The sequence below is a fragment of the Variovorax sp. P4_B11 genome (assembly GCF_056402355.1).
Genome location: NZ_JBFUHO010000030.1, coordinates 19,292 through 36,744 on the forward strand (window position 1 = coordinate 19,292; position 17,453 = coordinate 36,744).

At 67.1% G+C, this 17,453-nt stretch carries 17 protein-coding genes; 5 read left to right on the forward strand and 12 right to left on the reverse strand.

The window, feature by feature from the left end:
• Nucleotides 1-9: 9 nt before the first annotated feature.
• The gene (locus AC1DYD_RS23890) at nucleotides 10-981 is read right to left on the reverse strand and encodes a Bug family tripartite tricarboxylate transporter substrate binding protein (RefSeq protein WP_478175238.1); all 972 of its coding nucleotides are present in this window, start codon (nucleotides 979-981) and stop codon (nucleotides 10-12) included.
• A gap of 158 nt (nucleotides 982-1,139) precedes the next feature.
• Here AC1DYD_RS23890 and AC1DYD_RS23895 point away from each other — a divergent pair, with 158 nt between their 5' ends.
• Complete coding sequence (locus AC1DYD_RS23895; RefSeq protein WP_478175239.1) at nucleotides 1,140-2,069, forward strand: LysR family transcriptional regulator; 930 nt, start codon at nucleotides 1,140-1,142, stop codon at nucleotides 2,067-2,069.
• Between the two features lie 41 nt (nucleotides 2,070-2,110).
• Here the strand turns inward: AC1DYD_RS23895 and dctA are convergent, their stop codons facing one another.
• From dctA to AC1DYD_RS23920, 5 genes are all read right to left on the reverse strand, one after another.
• Nucleotides 2,111-3,445: a C4-dicarboxylate transporter DctA gene (gene dctA, locus AC1DYD_RS23900; protein ID WP_478175240.1), complete on the reverse strand. Its 1,335-nt coding sequence runs from the start codon at nucleotides 3,443-3,445 to the stop codon at nucleotides 2,111-2,113.
• A gap of 80 nt (nucleotides 3,446-3,525) precedes the next feature.
• On the reverse strand, nucleotides 3,526-4,872 hold the full coding sequence (locus tag AC1DYD_RS23905; RefSeq protein WP_478175241.1) for a class-II fumarase/aspartase family protein: 1,347 nt from the start codon (nucleotides 4,870-4,872) through the stop codon (nucleotides 3,526-3,528).
• 40 nt (nucleotides 4,873-4,912) lie between these two features.
• Entirely contained in the window at nucleotides 4,913-5,743 is an 831-nt protein-coding gene (locus AC1DYD_RS23910) for an HpcH/HpaI aldolase/citrate lyase family protein (protein WP_478175242.1), read from the reverse strand.
• A gap of 10 nt (nucleotides 5,744-5,753) precedes the next feature.
• Nucleotides 5,754-6,944, reverse strand: a complete 1,191-nt coding sequence (locus AC1DYD_RS23915; RefSeq protein WP_478175243.1) for a CaiB/BaiF CoA transferase family protein — start codon at nucleotides 6,942-6,944, stop codon at nucleotides 5,754-5,756.
• Between the two features lie 33 nt (nucleotides 6,945-6,977).
• Nucleotides 6,978-7,838, reverse strand: coding sequence for an HTD2 family dehydratase (locus AC1DYD_RS23920; RefSeq protein WP_478175244.1), 861 nt, complete (start codon nucleotides 7,836-7,838; stop codon nucleotides 6,978-6,980).
• 300 nt (nucleotides 7,839-8,138) lie between these two features.
• Between AC1DYD_RS23920 and AC1DYD_RS23925 the strand changes: the two genes are divergently transcribed.
• Both AC1DYD_RS23925 and AC1DYD_RS23930 read left to right on the forward strand, forming a co-directional pair.
• Entirely contained in the window at nucleotides 8,139-8,630 is a 492-nt protein-coding gene (locus AC1DYD_RS23925; protein WP_478175245.1) for a helix-turn-helix domain-containing protein, read from the forward strand.
• The gene (locus AC1DYD_RS23930) at nucleotides 8,627-9,034 is read left to right on the forward strand and encodes a VOC family protein (protein ID WP_478175246.1); all 408 of its coding nucleotides are present in this window, start codon (nucleotides 8,627-8,629) and stop codon (nucleotides 9,032-9,034) included. The genes AC1DYD_RS23925 and AC1DYD_RS23930 overlap by 4 nt, the downstream gene beginning before the upstream one ends.
• Before the next feature lie 23 nt (nucleotides 9,035-9,057).
• On the opposite strand, the gene AC1DYD_RS23935 is transcribed toward AC1DYD_RS23930, so the two are convergent.
• Entirely contained in the window at nucleotides 9,058-9,981 is a 924-nt protein-coding gene (locus tag AC1DYD_RS23935) for a LysR substrate-binding domain-containing protein (protein WP_478175247.1), read from the reverse strand.
• 135 nt (nucleotides 9,982-10,116) lie between these two features.
• Between AC1DYD_RS23935 and AC1DYD_RS23940 the strand changes: the two genes are divergently transcribed.
• Both AC1DYD_RS23940 and AC1DYD_RS23945 read left to right on the forward strand, forming a co-directional pair.
• Nucleotides 10,117-11,583 carry a lyase family protein gene (locus AC1DYD_RS23940; protein ID WP_478175248.1) on the forward strand — a complete coding sequence of 489 codons (1,467 nt, stop codon included), beginning with the start codon at nucleotides 10,117-10,119 and terminating at the stop codon, nucleotides 11,581-11,583.
• A complete protein-coding gene (locus tag AC1DYD_RS23945) occupies nucleotides 11,580-12,539 on the forward strand; it encodes a Bug family tripartite tricarboxylate transporter substrate binding protein (protein ID WP_478175249.1) in 960 nt (319 codons plus the stop codon). Before AC1DYD_RS23940 ends, AC1DYD_RS23945 begins: the two co-directional genes overlap by 4 nt.
• A 40-nt stretch (nucleotides 12,540-12,579) precedes the next feature.
• On the opposite strand, the gene AC1DYD_RS23950 is transcribed toward AC1DYD_RS23945, so the two are convergent.
• Genes AC1DYD_RS23950 through AC1DYD_RS23970 form a run of 5 tightly spaced genes read right to left on the reverse strand, consistent with a single transcriptional unit; the run spans nucleotide 12,580 to nucleotide 17,436 of the window.
• On the reverse strand, nucleotides 12,580-12,987 hold the full coding sequence (locus tag AC1DYD_RS23950) for a VOC family protein (protein WP_478175250.1): 408 nt from the start codon (nucleotides 12,985-12,987) through the stop codon (nucleotides 12,580-12,582).
• Nucleotides 12,984-14,459 (reverse strand): SRPBCC family protein, encoded by a 1,476-nt coding sequence (locus AC1DYD_RS23955; protein ID WP_478175251.1) that lies wholly within the window; start codon nucleotides 14,457-14,459, stop codon nucleotides 12,984-12,986. The genes AC1DYD_RS23950 and AC1DYD_RS23955 overlap by 4 nt, the downstream gene beginning before the upstream one ends.
• A 3-nt stretch (nucleotides 14,460-14,462) precedes the next feature.
• Complete coding sequence (locus AC1DYD_RS23960) at nucleotides 14,463-14,900, reverse strand: SRPBCC family protein (RefSeq protein ID WP_478175252.1); 438 nt, start codon at nucleotides 14,898-14,900, stop codon at nucleotides 14,463-14,465.
• A 3-nt stretch (nucleotides 14,901-14,903) separates the two neighbouring features.
• The gene (locus AC1DYD_RS23965) at nucleotides 14,904-16,592 is read right to left on the reverse strand and encodes a flotillin family protein (protein ID WP_478175253.1); all 1,689 of its coding nucleotides are present in this window, start codon (nucleotides 16,590-16,592) and stop codon (nucleotides 14,904-14,906) included.
• Nucleotides 16,593-16,605: 13 nt separating this feature from the next.
• Nucleotides 16,606-17,436, reverse strand: coding sequence for a phosphoenolpyruvate hydrolase family protein (locus tag AC1DYD_RS23970; RefSeq protein WP_478175254.1), 831 nt, complete (start codon nucleotides 17,434-17,436; stop codon nucleotides 16,606-16,608).
• Between the last annotated feature and the right edge of the window lie 17 nt (nucleotides 17,437-17,453).

Consider the following 17,453-nt stretch of genomic DNA (forward strand, 5'->3'; position numbering starts at 1 on the left):
CGGTTCATCTCAATCCGCGGTGATCTTGGCGGCCTGGACCACCTTCTTCCACTTGACCTGCTCCTGCGCCACATAGGTGCGCATCTGCTCGGTCGTCATGGTCGAGACTTCGGCACCGTGGTCCTCGAGGCGCTTGATCACGCTCTTGTCGGCCAGCACCTCGTTGAGCACCTTGTTGAGCTGTTCGATCACCGGCTTGGGCGTCTTCGCCGGCGCAAAGATGCCGTACCACTGCGAGACGTCGACGTCGGCGATGCCCTGCTCCTGCAGTGTGGGTACGTCCGGCATGAGCGTCGAGCGCTTGGTGCCTGCAACACCCACTGCCTTCAGCTTGCCGGCCTTGACGTACGGCATGGCCGTGAAGAGGCTGGGAAACATCACCTGCGTCTGGCCACCGAGGGTGTCGGTGATGGCCGGCGCGGAGCCCTTGTAGGGCACGTGCAGCATGCTGGTGCCCGTCGAAAGCTTGAACATCTCGGCCGCGAAGTGCGGCGCTGTGCCATTGCCGGCCGAGGCGTAGCTGGTCTTGTCCGGCGCGGCCTTGAGCATCGCCACGACCTCCTTCGCGTTGCCGGCCTTGACGGCGGGATTGACCACCATCAGCGTCGCCGACGATCCGACCATGCCGACGGGCTCGAAGTCCTTGACGGGGTCGTAGCGAAGCTTTTGCAGTGCCGGATTCATCGCATGGGTTGCGATGTAACCCAGCATGAGCGTGTAGCCGTCGGGCGCCGCGCGCATCACATACTCGCTGGCGATGGCGCCGTTGGCGCCGGCCTTGTTGTCGACGATGACGGGCTGTTTGAGGATGGCCGACATGGCCTGGCCGATGACGCGCGCCATGGCGTCGTTGGCACCCCCTGCCGCCGTGGGGACCACGAGGGTGATCGACTTTTCAGGAAAGGCGGCGGCTGCGCTGCCGCAGGCCAGGGACGCCGCCAGCGCGACAGCGCCGACGAGGCGAATTTTCTGGATCTTCAATTTGTCTACTCCGGTGGATGGTCGAGAACTGGCTGCCTGGGAGGCTCTTTCTTGGCCTGGATCGAATGTTCCGCTCCTGGAAGCGTTCTGTGAATTGCATGTTTAGGATCGATTGATGCACACTGTCGATCAGTGACACTGTTCGGGAGCCCTGCGCCATGGCCATCAACTTCAATCTCAACGATCTGCAGGCGTTCCGGGCGGTGGCCGAGCTCAACAGCTTCCGAAAGGCCGCCGAGGCGCTGCATGTGTCGCAGCCGGCCTTCAGCCGACGCATCGAAAAGCTCGAGGAGGCGCTCGGCGTGCGGCTGCTCGACCGCACCACCCGGCGCGTGAGCCTGACCTCGGTCGGACGCGACTTCGATCGCAAGGTGCAGCAGCTCCTGGACGACCTCGACCACACGCTGTTGGGCATCCGCGGTGTGGCGGCCACGCGCATGGGCGAGGTGACGATCGCCTGCGTGCCATCGACCGTCTACTACTTCCTGTCGCAGGTGATCTCGCGCTACCACGAGCGCTACCCGAAGATCCGGGTCAAGGTCTTCGACGCCAGCGCCAACGAGGTGCTGTCGGCCGTGTCGCGAGGCGAAGCTGACTTCGGGCTCAACTTCGTCGGCGGCAAGGAGCCGGACATCGAATTCAAGCCCTTGCTGGAGGAGCGTTTCGTCGCGGCTTGCAGGCGCGACCACCCACTCGCCAAGAAGCGCCGCGTGAGCTGGACCGAACTGGGCCAGTACGACTACATCTCGGTCAGCAAGGCGTCGGGCAACCGGTTGCTGCTGGATCAGGCGCTTTCGGGCCTGCCCGGGCGTCCGCAGAGCATCTACGAGACCCAGCACGTCACGACGATGCTCGGCCTGGTGGAGGCGGGCCTCGGCGTGGCTGCGGTGCCTTCGATCGCCATGCCGGACGCGGACCATCCGCTGCTCGTGAGCGTTCCGCTCTACGACCCGGTGATCACCCGCAAGATCGGCCTCATCCGGCGCAAGGGCCGGACCCTGTCCCCGGCCGCGCAGCAGCTCTACGCCTTCTTCTCCGAGATGAAGGCGAAGCGCGGCAAGCCGGAAGGCCGCCGCGCGGTGAGCTGAAGATCTTGAGGCGGGCCGGGCGCTGAGCCCGGCGCTCGGTGTCAGTGCGCCGGGCCGGCGTGGCCGAGCGGCGCAGGGAGGTCGCCGGAACCCTCTTCGAGATCGTGCTCGGTGTTGGCGTAGTTCGCGGCCAACTCGCGCCGCAGCACCTCCCGGTCGCACGCGTTCTCCCAGATCGAGACCACGATGCAGGCCACCGCGTTGCTGATGGTACTGGTGAGCGCCCGCGCCTCCGACATGAAGCGATCGATCCCGACGATCAGCGCCACGCCGGCCACGGGCAGGTCAGGCATGACCGTGAGCGTGGCCACCAGGGCGACGAAGCCACTGCCCGTGACGCCTGCTGCGCCCTTGGACGTGAGCAGCATGATGCCCAGCATCGAGGCGATCTGCAGCCAGGACAGCTGGATGTCGCAGGCCTGGGCAATGAACATCGACGCCAGCGTCAGGTAGATGGCCGTGCCGTCGAGGTTGAACGAATAGCCTGTGGGAAGCACGAGGCCGACCACACCCTTCTTGCACCCGAGTCGTTCGAGCTTGAGCAGGAGACGCGGGAGCACCGGCTCGCTGGACGAGGTGCCGAGCACGACCAGCAACTCTTCCTTGATGTAGCGCATCAGCTGCCACAGCTTGAAACCGTGCAGGCGCGACAGCACACCGAGCACCACGACGACGAAGAAGATGCAGGCCAGGTAGAAAGTCCCGATCAGCAGGCCGAGCGAGCCGATCGACTTGATGCCGTAACGCCCGACGGTGAATGCCATCGCGCCGAAGGCGCCGATCGGCGCCAGCCGCATGATGATGCCGAAGGCCGCGAAAAGCATGTGCGAGAAGCCGTCGATGCCGTCGAGCACCGGCTTGGCCGCCGTGCCAATGCGCGTCAGGCCGAAGCCGCACAGCACCGCCAGCAGCAGCACCGGCAATACTTCGCCGTCGGCAAACGCACCAAAGAAGGCGTTGGGGATGATGTGAAGCACGAAGTCGGTAAAGCCATGAATGTGAATCTCGTTTGCGAACCGTGTCGCCACCGAGGCGTCCAGGTTCTTCGGATCGATGTGCATGCCGGCGCCCGGTTGCATCACGAACACGGTGACGAGGCCCGTGATCAACGCCAGGATCGTCAGCGCGTAGAACAGGCCCATCGCCTTCAGCAGCGTTTTGCCGATTTCCTTCGAATCACCTAGCGAAGTGATGCCGGTGACGATGGTGCAGAACACCACCGGGGCGATCATCATCTTGACCAGCTTGACGAAGCCATCACCGAGCGGCTTGAGGCTGGCGCCGAAGTCCGGCCAATAGTGGCCTACGGTGATGCCGAGGATCAGGCCGATCAGGACCTGGACGTAGAGGAGCTTCAAGAGCTTGCGGATGTTCACGACGTTGTCTCCAAATTCAGGGCGTACAGATGCATACCGGTCTGCGCCGGTTTGGTCGGTGATGAAAGGCCGGAGTCGGCTCAGCGGCGCGCGCTGAGCACGCGATCGACCATGACGCCGGCTTGGCCGAGGTTGTTGGCCGGGTCGCACATCGCATCGAGTTGGGCTCGCGTCACGTGCTTGTTGATCTCCGGGTGGGCGACCAGGATCTCGACCAGCGGGCGGTTCTCGGCCAGCGCCTGGCGGCACAGGTCGTACACCAGGTCGTGCGCGTATTCGCGGCCGATGTAGGGGCCCAGGCCCATCATCACGGCCTCGGACATCACGAGGCCGTTCGTGAGGTCGATGTTGGCGCGCATGCGGGTAGCGTCGACCTCCAGGCCCTTGAGGATGAACTTGGTCTGCTTCAACGCGCCGGACATCAGGCAGAAGATCTCCGGCAGCGACACCCACTCGATCTCCCAGGGCCCGGTCGAGCGCTCGTGGTCGGCCACCATCGCATCCATCAGCGCGGCGGCATGCTGGCGCGCGACCGAGATGTTGGCGTGGATGTAGAGGCAGGAGATCGGGTTGCGCTTCTGCGGCATGGTCGACGACGAGCCGCGGCCCGGCGCGAAGGGCTCGAAGACCTCCGCCACTTCGGTCTGCATCATCAGCTTGACGTCCATCGCGATCTTGCCGAGCGAGCCGCCCACCAGCCCGAGGAAGGCTCCGACCTCCGCGATGGTGTCGCGCACCGTGTGCCACGAGATCAGAGGCTGAGCGAGGCCCAGCTCCTTCATCAGCCCGGCCTGGGTTTCCATGGCGCCCTTCTCGAGCGAGGACAAGGTGCCCGACGCGCCGCCGAACTCGCCCATCAGGACGCGCGGCTTGAGTTGCTGCAGGCGCTCGCGGTGACGATCGATGCCGGCCAGGATGCTCGCCATCTTGTAGCCGAAGGTGATCGGCGTGGCCTGCTGCAGATTGGAACGGCCGATCACCGGTGTGTCGCGGTACTTCTTCGCCAGCGCGGCGAGCGCATCTCCGATTTCGTCCAGATCCTGCTCGACCAGCGCGAGGCCTTCGCGCATCTGCAGCACGGCGGCCGTGTCGGTGATGTCCTGCGTGGTGGCGCCCCAGTGGCAATACTCGCCGAGCTTGTCTCGGCAGTTGGCATTGATCTGGTTGACCACGGCAATGATGGGGTAGCCGATCTGCTCGGTCTTGGCCTTCAACCTGGCCCAGTCGATCTGCGACAGGTTGCAGTTGCGGACGATCTCATCTGCCGCTTCCTTCGGGATGATGCCCAGTTCGCCCTGGACCTTTGCGAGGGCGCGCTCGATGTCCAGGTACTTGGCGGTGCGGTTCTCGTCGGACCAGACCTCGCGCATGCGTGCGTCGCTGAACATGTCGCCGAAGATGCGCGAGTCGATGATGGTGGAGGCCATGGTGCTTGTCTCTTTCTGCGGTGGAAGTGGGTGAATGAGCTCAGTTGCGGGCTAGGGCCAGCGTGCGTTGCGCCTGCAGCACCACGGGCCGGTCGACCATGCGGCCGTCGAGCCGGGCCGCGCCGGGTGATGCGGCATCGGCAACCAGGACGCGCCGGGCCCAGTCCAGCGCCTCCGCGCTCGGATGCAGCGCGGCGTGGATCGGCTGTACCTGGCGCGGGTGGATACACAGCTTGGCGCCGAAGCCAAACCGTCGCGCATCGGCCAGGTCCGACAGCAGGCGTGCCTCGTCGTCCAATTGCGGCGTAACGCCTGCCACCGGTGCCGGCAGGCCGGCCAGGCGCGAGGCGATCGCGATGCGGCTGGCCGCATAGCCGAGACCGGAGGCGTCCGTCGAGATGTCCATGTCGAGGTCGAATGCGAAATCGAGCGTTCCGAACACCAGGCGCTGCGCGCCGGCGGCCGCGATGCGGTCCACTTCAAACACACCGCGTGCGCTTTCGATGAGCGCGAGGATGCCGGCCTCCGGCAACGCAGCCTGGGTTTCGGCGATCTGCGCGGCCGACTCGGCCTTGGGCAGGAGCGCACCGATCTCGGGCGCGTCGCGCAACGCCGCAAGGTCGGCGGCAAACCAGGGCGAGCCGGCGTCGTTGATTCGCACCACGATGCGCGCCCGGTCTGCGGGCATTGCACTCTGCAGCCACGTCGCGATCGCGCTGCGTGCATTGGCCTTGTCGTCGATGGCCACGGCATCCTCGAGGTCGAGCACGACCTTGTCGGCACCGCTGGCCAGCGCTTTGTCGAAACGTTCCGGGCGCGTGCCGGGCACGAAGAGGTAGGTCCGGGCAGGAGGCAGCAATTCGGCGGGCATGACAGCGAGCTCAGACGGCGTTGGACGTGTGCAGGCCGGCGATCTCGGCCGCGCTGTAGCCGAGCTCGGACAGGATCGCGTCGGTGTGCTCGCCGAGTGCAGGCACCGGATCCATCCGCGGGCCGGTGTCCCAGGTGCCGGGCGGCAGCAGGGCGGGCACCGGCCCCATGACCGTTCCGACCTCGGTCCAGCGGCCGCGCGCGGCGAGCTGCGGATGCGCCCACACCTCCTTCATGGTGTTGACCTGGGCGTTGGCGATCTGCGCGAGCTCGAGCCGCTCGACCACCTGCGCGCCGGTCAGAGGCTCGAAGGCGTCCACGATGATCTGGCGCAATGCAGTTCGTTCCGCCACGCGCTTGAAGTTGGCGGTGAAGCGCGGATCCTTCGCGAGATCGGGCTGCTGCAGCACCTTGTCGCAGAAGCTGACCCATTCGCGCTCGTTCTGCAGGCCCAGCATCACGGTGGCGCCGTCGCCGGCCGGGAACGGGCCGTACGGATAGATCGTCGCGTGGCTGGCGCCGGTGCGCGGCGGTGGCGCGGCGCCTTCGAAGGCGTAGTAGAGCGGGTAGCTGGTCCACTCGGCCAGCGACTCCAGCATCGAGATGTCGATGCGTTGACCCTTGCCGGTCTGGCCGCGCTGCAGCAGCGCCGCGAGAATGTTGCTGTAGGCGTACATGCCGGCGGCGATGTCCGCGATCGAGGGGCCCGCCTTGCAGGGCTCTTCGGGCGTCCCCGTGACCGAGACGAAGCCGGCCTCGCTCTGAATCAACAGGTCGTAGGCCTTCTTGTCGCGGTAGGGTCCGGGATTGTGCGGGTCGTCCCCGTAGCCGGAAATATCGCAAACGATCAGGCCCGGCTTGGCGCCGGAAAGCGTGTCGTAGCCAAGGCCGAGGCGCGCTGCCGCCCCCGGTGCCAGGTTCTGCACGACAACGTCGGCCTTCTCCATGACCAGCCGCTCGAGCACCTGGGCTGCATCGGGGTGCTTCACGTCGAGCGTCAGGCTTTCCTTGGATCGGTTGGTCCAGACGAAGTGCGAGGCCAGGCCACGAACGCGTTCGTCGTAGCCGCGGGCGAAGTCGCCCGAACCGGGGCGTTCGATCTTGATGATGCGAGCGCCGAGGTCGGCCAACTGGCGGGTGGCGAAGGGCGCGGCGATCGCGTGCTCCAGCGTGACGACGGTGATGCCCTTGAGTGGCTGCATGTCTTCGTCTCTCTTGATGTTCGTGGGTTGGAATCAGCGCAGCACTGCGGTGGCGTCCATCGTCAGCCAACCCTCGTGGTCGGAGGCCCAGAGACGGACCGTCTTGCCGTCGGCCTGCGGTTGGCCGCTGACGTGAAAGGCGTTCAGGTCGAAAGTCGGGCGCACAGCCTTGAAGCGGAAGCTCGCGACGTCGGCATCGGGCAGCTGGCGGCGCAGCAGGTCCATCAGCAGTGTCGCGATCAGCGGACCGTGTACGACCAGGCCCGGGTAGCCCTCGACCTGTGTCACGTACTGTCGGTCGTAGTGGATGCGGTGGCCATTGAAGGTCAGCGCCGAGTAGCGGAACAGCAGCACGTCGTCCGGGACGATCTGGCGCCGCCATGCGGCCTCGGCCGGAGCGTCTTGGGGCGGTGGCACGACATCGTTTGGCCCCTGGGCTTCGCGGTAGACGATGTCGTGGAACTCGACCAGCGCCGGCTCGGCGGCCTCGTTGCAGCGCAGCTCGTGGCGCACCTTCACGAACACGAGCTTGCCGGTGCGGCCTTCCTTGGTCGTGACGTCATCGATGGTCGAGGTTCGCGCAACGCGGTCGCCCACCCGGATCGGGGAACGGAACTCGAACTGGCTGCCGGCCCACATGCGCCGAGGCAGGGGAACCGGCGGAAGGAAGCCGCCGCGCCTGGCATGGCCGTCGGCGCCGATTTCGCTCTGCCGATGCATCGGCAGGAAGTAGAGCCAATGCCAGAGTGGCGGAAGCGGGGTGCCGGCCCTTGCCGGCGCCGCCGGATGGTCCAGGGTCGCCGTCAGTGCTACGACGGGCGTGGGGTAGATGGTGTCTTCGAAGCTCTCGCTGCGCCCGACCCACGATTGCAGCTGATCTCGCTGTGCGTCCACTTTGTCTCCTTCGTCGGCTGCACCAAACGGCAGCAGTTGTGGGGAGCGAGTGTGCGACGCGGGCCAGCATAGGGGAATTGCAATGTTTGGACTTATTGATGCATCTAGCGCAATAAACTGCGTGTTTCCGATGGACCCAGGAAGCGCGAGCGCAGGTCAGGCGCTGCGACCGTGCATCCTTGATAATTTTGCGATGGTCACCAACTTTCCGACTGTCGACAGGAAGCGTCTGATCCGTTCCGCATCCAAGGCGCAACGCCAAGAGGCCCGAATGCTTCTCGACGTGCGTCCGGAGGCGGCATGAGTGGAGGCCCGGCAAACCAGGATCCCGAGCTGTTGCGCCGATTGCTGCGCGCGAAGGACCGGATGGACGCCGCATCGCACGAGGAATGGCCCGTCCGGCGGCTGGCGCAGGTGAGCGGCGTCTCCGAGGCCCACTTCGCGCGATCGTTCAAGCAGGCCTTCGGCATCCCGCCGCACCGGTACCTGCTCACGCGGCGCATCGAGCGGGCGATGACGCTGCTGCGCGACACCGATCTGTCCATCACAGACATTGCCTTCGATACGGGCTGGGCGAGCCTGGGCACCTTCGGGCGCACCTTCCGCGACATCACCGGCGACAGTCCGAGCGCGATCCGGACGCGCGGGAGGGCGACGGCGCACGAACTCGGCCGCGTGCCCGTCTGCATCATCAGCGCCGCGCACCGGCCCGGGCTCACGACCGCAGTTTCGGAGAAGCGGCGCCAGGCCATGGACGGTACAAACGAGCCCGAACAACAGGAGATCCCATGAATCAGGGTATTGGAGTGGTCGGTCTGTACGTGCGCGATCAAGACGAGGCGCTCGCGTTCTATGTAGCAAAGCTCGGGTTCCGCGTCCACACGGACGTGGGAAACGGCGACTATCGCTGGCTCACGGTGCAGCACCCGGACCAGCCGTCGTTCCAGCTCGGCCTGTTCACGCCCGGGCCGCCGGTGCTCGACGCGGCCACGGCGCAGACCGTGCGTGAGATCGTGGCCAAAGGCGCCATGCCGCCGCTCGTGCTGACCGTGGACGACTGCCGCGCCGCCTACGACCGGATGCTTGCCCAGGGGGTGGAGTTCACGCAGGAGCCGGTGGATCGCTACGGCACGGTGGACGCCGGCTTTCGCGACCCGTCGGGGAACGGGTGGAAGATGATCCAGGGGCGCCGCTGAGCGAACTCGCCTTGGGAACGGTGTCAGTGAAGCTGGGCCTCGATGGCCTCGCGCGACCATTCGGGCGCGACCATCCGGATGAAGTCGAATGCGAACTTTTTCAAGAGATGGTCTCTTCGCAAGCTGATCATCGCGCTTGACGACGGAAACAGGTGGTCGACCGGCATCGAGCGCAAGTCCCTGTCCAGCGCCGCGTTGAACGCCATTTTCTGGAGCACGGCGACTCCTACGCCGGCAGCGACGTAGGCCTTGATGATGCTGGCGTCCATGGCTCGCATCACGACCCACGGGGTGATGCCCTGCCTTCGAAACTCGCTTTGGACCACGGATCCTGATGTGTAGCTGCTGTCGTAGGTGATGAGTGGCCACCGCGCGATCTGCTCGATCGTCACTTTCCCCATCTTCAACAGGGGGTGCCGCGGGGGCACGATGAGGCACCGTTCGATGTCGTAGGCCTTCACCGAAATGACGCCCTTGGGCATCGGATCCGGGAGGGTGCAAAGGCCGATGTCGATGGTCCCCGCTGTCACCCCCGCCAGGATCCGGGCCGGCGGGCCCACCGTGAACTCGAGCTTCACCTGCGGATAGACGGAAAGGAATTGCTTGGTCACTTCGATCAGCGAATAGCGGGCGTGGACGTGCGTCGTTCCCACACGCAAGGTGCCCTCGCTATCGGCCGGCACGTCCTGCTTCAGGCGCTTCAGGGCCTGGGCGTCCTGCAGAACCCGTGCGCACAGCGAAAGCGCTTCTTTGCCGGGCTCGGTCAGTCCGATCAGCCGGTTGCCGGATCGCACGAACAGTTCGATGCCGATCTCTTTTTCCAGCGCACGAATCATCTTGCTCACGCCGGGCTGCGTCGTATGCAGCGATTCGGCCGCGCGCGACACGCTGAAGCCGCTGTCGACGACCTGGCGCACGCACTGGAGTTGCTGGAAGGTGATCGGCACGGTTTCAGTATTCCTTTACGGCAATGATGGCGGCCTAAATATTCATTTTACACAATGGTCTGCAACGCGAAGAATCGCAGACACCCAAGCCATACCGATATGAAAAGCGTGCCAAACACAGCCGAGCCCCATGACGTGAATGCGAGTTTCCGGGGCGGCGGACGCTCCGTCGAGTTCCTCGATCAGATCAACAAGGCTTCCATCGTCGCGTTGGCCGATGCAGGAATCGTGTCGGAGGGCGTCGCCAGGCGGATCGCGTCCGGCATCCTGGCACTGATCCAGGACGAACGCACCCGGCCGCGGCAGTGGTCCGCGGACTACCTCGACTACGAACACAAGCTGCTCGCCGTGGTGGGCGCCGACGGTTCCCGCCTGCATTGCGGACGCAGCCGTCAGGACATCTCGGCGACCATCGCACGCATGAATCTTCGCGCGGGCCTGCTGGACGAATGCGATGCACTGATCCAGGCCCGGCAAGCCCTGCTCGCTCTTGCGGCGCAGCACAGGCACACCATCGTGCCGGCCTACACGCATGGCGTGCAGGCGCAGCCGACCACCCTGGCGCACTACCTGCTCGGCATGGCGGGCGCGCTGGCCCGCAGTACGTCCCGCCTGCGGGCCGCGTACGGACATGTGAACCAGGGCCCGCTGGGCTCGGCGGCCCTGACGACCTCGAGTTTCGCGCTCGACCGCCACCGGCTCGCATCGCTTCTGGGATTCGACGGCCTGGTCGAGAACGCCTACGACGCCAACCATCTCGCGCCTGTCGACACGAGCCTGGAGGTGGCGGCGGCACTCGGCATCGCGGCCGTCCAGATTGGGCAGTTCGCCCAGGATCTTCATGCGCAGTACGCGGCGCCGTCGCCCTGGATGACCTTGCAGCGGGGAGAACTCGTGGGGGTCAGCAGCATCATGCCGCAGAAGCGCAACCCGGCTGCGCTGGAGCAGCTGCGCGTGCAGAGCAGCATGCTGCTCGGCGAAATGCAGGCCGTGGCGCTGATGGCGCACAACGTGCGCACCGGGATGTTCGACTACCGGTCCTACGACCCGGTGCCGAGTGCCCGCGCCCTGGCTGTGTTCGGACTCCTGAGCAAGGTCCTCGGCGGGCTCGTCGTCGACAAGGGGCGCGCACTGGCCGAGGTCGACGGCGACTATTCGACGGCGACCGAAATCGCCGATGCCCTGCTGCAGCGCGCGGACGTCCCCTTCCGCATCGGCCATCATTTCGCCTCTGCACTGACGGACTTCGGCCGCTCGCGCAGGCTCAGCCTGCGCGAGATTCCCTACCGCGAGGCTGCGCGCATCTACGAATCCATGGCATCGAGTGCCTTCCCGTTGGACGAGAACGAGTTCGCCGAGGTGTCGAGCCCCGAATACATGGTCTTCGGCCGCAAGGGGGCAGGGGGTCCGCAGCTCGCCGAGGTGAACCGGATGCTCGCCCTTCAAGGGGAGCAACTCGCTGCCGATCGTGCATGGACGCAAGCCCGCCGGGCCCACCTGTCGCTTGCCGATGCGCAACTGGACGCCGCGGTCGCGGCGATCGCAGGGAACACGTCGGCCCCTTCATCAACCATTCCCTCGAACCCGGAGACAACATCATGAAAAGACTTCTCTCGCTGCTGGCGGTCCTGACCGTCTCACTGTCGGCCATGGCCGCGCCATACCCCGACAAGCCGGTACGCATCGTCGTGCCCTATTCGCCGGGCGGCGGCGGCGACGTGGTGGGCCGCCCGCTTTCGCAGGAATTGGGGAAACAGCTGGGAGGCTCGTTCTTCATCGACAACCGCGGCGGCGCGGGCGGCAACATCGGCATGGAGTATGTGGCCCAATCACCGGCCGACGGGTATTCGGTGGTGCTTGCCCTCACCTCGCAACTGGCCATCAACCAAGCCCTGTACCCCAAGCTGCGCTATGACGCGCTCAACGATTTCGTGCCGGTCACGCTGCTGGGGTCGGCGCCGTATTTCCTCGCGGTCAACGCATCGCTGCCTGTGAAGAACCTGGCCGAATTCATCAAGCTCGCGAAGGCGAAGCCCGGCACCATGTCCTACGCATCGACGGGCAACGGCAGCGGACTGCACCTGTCGATGGAGTTGCTCAAGTCGATGGCGGGCATCGATCTCGTGCACGTGCCCTACAAGGGCGGTGGCGCGGCACTGACCGACCTTCTCTCGGGCAACGTGCAGGCGATGTTCGTGAGCTACGGGACCGGCAGCGCGCAGATCAAGGCGGGCAAGATCCGGGTTCTCGCCGTATCGTCGAGCCAGCGCTCGTCGGCGCTTCCCGACGTTCCGACGATCGCGCAAGCAGGGGTGCCGGGCTATGAGTCCGGGGTCTGGTATGCCCTGCTGGCCCCTCGCGGCACGCCCCCGGAAGTTGTCAAGCGCCTGCACGACGGTTCGGTGGCCGCACTTCAATCGAAGGATTTGCGCGAGCGCTTCGCGTCCGACGGAATCAAGCCGATCGGCTCGACGCCGGAGGAACTCGCGAAATATATTCAGTCCGAACGCGTCAAGTGGGCCGAGGTCGTGAAGCGGTCGGGAGCGACGGTCGAGTGAGGGATTGACATCCGCATCCGCGCCGCCGAGCCGCTTGCGTCTACACCATCTCCGATGCGTCGAAATCGAGCTCGACCTTGGCCCCGCTGGGGTCGTGGCAGAACAGCTGCCAGGTGCCCGCGCCGGCCTGTTGCCGCAGTTCGTACCGGATGCCGCTCTGGTCGAAGCGGGCCTTGACGGCGCGCAGGTCCTGCGCCGTGAACGCCATGTGGTCGATGACCCCAGTGCGCTGCGCCGGCACCGGCCTGCCGAAGTACAGGTGCAGCACGGCCTGCGGTCCGCTGCCGTAAAGCCAGGCGCCCGGAAAGCCGAGGTCCGGCCGGTGGCCGACGCGCAGGCCGAGCAGGCCGCAGTAGAAGGCCAGCGTCTTGTCTTCGTCCTCCGCGGTGACGGTGAAATGGTTCATGCCGACGATCATGGCGTGTGCTCCTTCCTGTTCGGGTGTCATGGCAGCAGCACCAGCGCGCCGATGCTGCTGCGCGATTCGAGCCGTTCATGCGCCTGCGCCGCCGCGTCGAGCGTGAAGCGCTCGATCGGCGGCAGCTGGATCGCGCCATCGGCGAGCGCGCTCCAGACCCGCTGCGCACGTTCGGCGAGTTGCGCCGGGGTCGACACGTAGTCGAACACCACGGGCCGCGAGAAGCTCAGCGACTTGGCCACCAGCGCGTCGGGCGCCAGCGGCTGCAGCGGGCCGCTGGCCTGGCCCAGGCTGATCCAGTGGCCGCGGCGTGCAAGGGCGGCCAGGTTCTCGTCGCGCGCCGCGTCGCCGAGGCCGTCAATCAGCACGTCGGCACCGCCGCAGACACGCTGCACCGCATCGGCGAAGCGGTAGTCGCGGGTCACGATCACGTGCTCGCAGCCGTGCGCGCGCGCCACCCGCGCCTTGTCCTCGCTCGATACCGTGCCGATCACCACGGCACCGAGACGTCGTGCCCAGGCGCAGACCAGCAGGCCGACGCCGCCGGCCGCCGCATGCACCAGCAGCCGGGTGCCGCGCTGCACATGGCCGAGGTCGTGCAGCAGGTAGTCGGCCGTGATGCCCTTGAGCAGCAGGGCGGCCGCCGTCTCGTCCTCGATCTCGGGCGGCAGCCGCACCACCCAGTCGGCCGGCACGCTGCGCACCCCGCAGTAGGCGCCCGGCACGGGGCCGAGGTAGGCCACGCGATCCCCGGGCAGGAAGCCGCTGACTCCGGGCCCGAGGTCGAGCACACCGCCGGCCGCCTCCATGCCGAGCACGCCCGGCGACTCCGCGGAGACCGGCAGCATGGCCGGCACCCAGCCGCGCCGCAGGTAGACGTCGATGAAGTTGACCCCGACCGCACGCTGGCGGATACGGATTTCGCCGGCGCCGGGCGCGGCGGCCTCGGCGTCCTGCGGCCGCAGCACGTCCGGGCCGCCATAGCGCGCCAGCGCGATCCGCCGCGTCGGCACCGGGAGCGCCGTCGGCATCGCGGCAACGGCCGAAGCGCGCCGGTCGACGCCGCCGCGCAGGTAGCGCCGCATGTCCTCGAACCCGGTCTCGTAGACGCCCTGCGCCACGGCATCGCGCAGCTCGCGCTCCATGCCCGGCGGGGTCGCGAAGCTCGACTCCCAATGCCAGAAGGTCCGGTTGCCGTCGGTCACCGGCTTCAAGGCCACGGTGGCCACGTAGCGCTGCAGCGGCAGGCTGGCCTCGACGATGCAGTAGGTGCTCTTGTGCTCGCTGTCCGACAGGGTCAGCAGCTGCTCGCGGAGGTGGTTGCCGTCCTTGAGCCTGAAGTTGCGCACGCAGCCGACCTGGTCGCTGCGCTCGCCGCCCTCGATGTGGCTGTCCGCGATCGCGCTGTGCCACTGGTCGTGGCTGTTGAAGTCGCGCAGCACCGCCCAGACACGTTCGATGGGCGCGTCGATGATCGCGGAGCGGACAAGCCTCTGGCGCATGGCTCAACGCAGCGAGCGCCGCTTCAGCGCATCGAAGCCGGCCTGGAAGACCCCATTGCCGATGGACTCCGTCAGCTCGCGCTCGCGGCCGGCCTCGCACTCGAACTCGGCGCTCCATTCGGCGAAGCAGCGCCCGCCGTCGGTCACCGGCGTGAGCTTGAGGGTGGCGACATAGTTCGAGACTTCCATCGGGCTCTCGAGGATCTCGTAGGTGCAGCTGTAGTCGTAGTCGGAGAGCGCCAGCAGCTTCTCGCGGATCATGCCGCCGTCCTTCAGGTGGAAGTGGCGGATGCAGCCGACGCGGTCGGCCGGCTGGCCGTTCTCGATCCGGCTGTCGGCGATGGCCGGATGCCATTGCGGCAGGCCGTTGAAGTCGCGCACGCGGCTCCACACGCTGTCGGCGCTGGCGTCGATCACGCTGGAGACGTAGACATTCACCATGCGCTATTCCTTCGGCGCGGTCGAGGGCAGGGCGGCATGCGAGCCGCTCACGTCGCCGACCAGGCGCTGGATGTCGCCGCCCTCGATGCCGATCTCGCGCAGCAACTGGTCGACCAGCGGCGCCTGGGCGCGGAAGCGCAGCGCCGAGTTGACCAGGCCGTCGGCGAAGCCGCCGCCGTCGCCGCTGCGCGCGCCGTCGCCCGACGAACCGCCGAGCCCGTCCACGTGCAGGATCTTGATGCCCTCGATGCGCTCCAGCGGCCGCACCGACTCGCGGATGATGGCCTCGGCCTTCTCGACCAGCTTCATGCGCAGCGCCGACATGCGGGCCTCGGGCGTCAGCATGTTGTGCGACTCGTTCATCATGCGCGCGGCATCGGCCTCGATCTCGGCACGCACCCGCATCGCCATCGAGCGGATCTTGTCGGCGTCGGCGTCGGCTTCGGCCTGCGCGCGCACCGCGGCGCCGCGGGCGGCACTGGCGTCGCTCTCGGCCTGTGCGGCCGACGTGAGCCGCAGGGCGTCGCGCTCGGCGATCTGCTGGGCGCCGATCAGCTCGATCGCCTTCTTGCGCTCGGCCATCTCGACCTCGCGCGCGGTGAACACCTTCTCCTCGGCCGACACGGCCAGCGCCCGCGCGATCTCGGCCTCGGCCTGGGCCTCGCTCTGGGCCTTGCTCTCGCGCGCGACCGAGATTGCGCGCTGCTGCTCGGCCAGTTCGAGCGACATGCGGCGCTCGATCTCGGCACCCTGGATCGCGCGCTCCTTGCCGATGCGCTCTTCCTCCAGCGTCTGCTCGGCGCGAATGCGGGCCTGGTCGATGCTCTGCTTGGCGGCGATCTGCGCCGCCTCGGCGTCCTGCTCGCGCAGCGCCCGCTCGGCCGACACCTCGGCCCGCTGTCGGGCCCGCGCGATCTCGAGCTCGCGCTGCTGGGCCAGCCGGGCGTGCTCGCCTTCGCGGTCGATGTCGAGCGACAGCTTCTCGGCCTCGAGGTTCTTGTTGCGGATCGCGATCAGGGTGTCCTGCTCGACGTCGTTGCGCTGCTTCTTGCGGTGCTCGATCTGCTCGGTGAGCCGGGTCAGGCCCTCGGCGTCGAAGGCGTTGCTGGGGTTGAAGAACTCCATGCCGGTCTGGTCGAGCTGGGTCAGCGAGGCGGCTTCGAGCTCGAGGCCGTTCTTGGTCAGGTCCTCGGAGACGGCATCGCGCACCCGCTTCACGTAGGCGCCGCGCTTCTCGTGCAGCTCTTCCATCGTCATCTCGGCGGCCGCGGTGCGCAGCGCGTCGACGAACTTGCCCTCCACCAGTTCCTTGAGCTGCTCGGGCTCCATGGTCCGCAGGCCCAGCGTCTGCGCTGCCGCCGCGACCGCTTCCTCGCTGGTCGCCACCCGGACGTAGAACTCGGCGATCACGTCGACCCGCATCCGGTCCTTGGTGATCAGCGCCTTGTCGCGGCCGCGGTTGACTTCGAGGCGCAGCGTGTTCATGTTGACCGGGATGACGTCGTGCACGATCGGCAGCACGAAGGCGCCGCCGCCCAGCACCACCTTCTGCCCGCCCAGGCCGGTGCGGACGAAGGAGCGCTCCTTGGAACTGCGCAGGTACAGCCAGTGCAGCAGCCAGACCGCGATCGCGACGACGATCGCGACGACGATCAGGCCGAGGATGAAGTTGCCGAATTGAGCGCCTGACATGGATCTGGTCTCCTTATCGCGTGATCTGAACGAAGCGTCGCGTGGTCTCTGTGAGCGCCACCTCGGTCGGTAGCCGCTCCATCGAACTCGCGCCATAGAAACCGTGGCATGCGGGGCAGCGCGCAAGCACGTGCTGCGCGTCCTCCGGCGTGGCGATCGGGCCGCCGTGGCACAGCACGATCGCCTCGGGGTTGATTTCGTGCGCCGCCGCCGCCCAGGCATTGATGCGCGGCACGCAGTCGGCCAGCGTGAGCGCGGTGCCGGCGCCGATGGCACCGCCGGTGGTGAGGCCGAGGTGGCAGACGACGACGTCGGCACCGGCCGCCGCCATGGCGCGGGCGTCGGCCTCGCAGAACACGTAGGGCGTGGTCAGCAGGTCGAGCGCGCGGGCGCGGGCGATCAGTTCCACCTCGAGCCCATAGCCCATGCCGGTCTCTTCGAGATTGGCGCGGAAGACGCCGTCGATCAGGCCGACGGTCGGGAAGTTCTGCACGCCCGAGAAGCCCAGCGACACCAGCCGGCCGAGGAATTCATCGGGAATCATGAACGGGTCGGTGCCGTTGACGCCGGCCAGCACCGGCGTGTGCTTGACGACCGGCAGCACCTCGCGCGCCATCTCGCAGACGATCTCGTTGGCATTGCCGTAGGCCATCAGGCCCGCCAGCGAGCCGCGACCGGCCATGCGGTAGCGGCCCGAGTTGTAGATCACGATCAGGTCGATGCCGCCGGCCTCCTCGCACTTGGCCGACAGGCCGGTGCCGGCGCCGCCGCCGATGATCGGCCGGCCGGCGTCGATCTTGGCGCGCAGCCGCGCCAGCAGGGTCGAGCGGGAGATGCGGGCCATTGTTCGATCCTCCTCGT

Coding starts and splice junctions, on each gene's coding strand:
- AC1DYD_RS23895 (WP_478175239.1), top strand. CDS start 1,140: ATGGCCATCAACTTCAATCTCAACGATCTGCAGGCGTTCCGGGCGGTG.
- AC1DYD_RS23905 (WP_478175241.1), bottom strand. CDS start 4,872: ATGGCCTCCACCATCATCGACTCGCGCATCTTCGGCGACATGTTCAGC.
- AC1DYD_RS23910 (WP_478175242.1), bottom strand. CDS start 5,743: ATGCCCGCCGAATTGCTGCCTCCTGCCCGGACCTACCTCTTCGTGCCC.
- AC1DYD_RS23915 (WP_478175243.1), bottom strand. CDS start 6,944: ATGCAGCCACTCAAGGGCATCACCGTCGTCACGCTGGAGCACGCGATC.
- AC1DYD_RS23925 (WP_478175245.1), top strand. CDS start 8,139: ATGAGTGGAGGCCCGGCAAACCAGGATCCCGAGCTGTTGCGCCGATTG.
- AC1DYD_RS23930 (WP_478175246.1), top strand. CDS start 8,627: ATGAATCAGGGTATTGGAGTGGTCGGTCTGTACGTGCGCGATCAAGAC.
- AC1DYD_RS23945 (WP_478175249.1), top strand. CDS start 11,580: ATGAAAAGACTTCTCTCGCTGCTGGCGGTCCTGACCGTCTCACTGTCG.
- AC1DYD_RS23950 (WP_478175250.1), bottom strand. CDS start 12,987: ATGACACCCGAACAGGAAGGAGCACACGCCATGATCGTCGGCATGAAC.
- AC1DYD_RS23955 (WP_478175251.1), bottom strand. CDS start 14,459: ATGCGCCAGAGGCTTGTCCGCTCCGCGATCATCGACGCGCCCATCGAA.
- AC1DYD_RS23960 (WP_478175252.1), bottom strand. CDS start 14,900: ATGGTGAATGTCTACGTCTCCAGCGTGATCGACGCCAGCGCCGACAGC.
- AC1DYD_RS23965 (WP_478175253.1), bottom strand. CDS start 16,592: ATGTCAGGCGCTCAATTCGGCAACTTCATCCTCGGCCTGATCGTCGTC.
- AC1DYD_RS23970 (WP_478175254.1), bottom strand. CDS start 17,436: ATGGCCCGCATCTCCCGCTCGACCCTGCTGGCGCGGCTGCGCGCCAAG.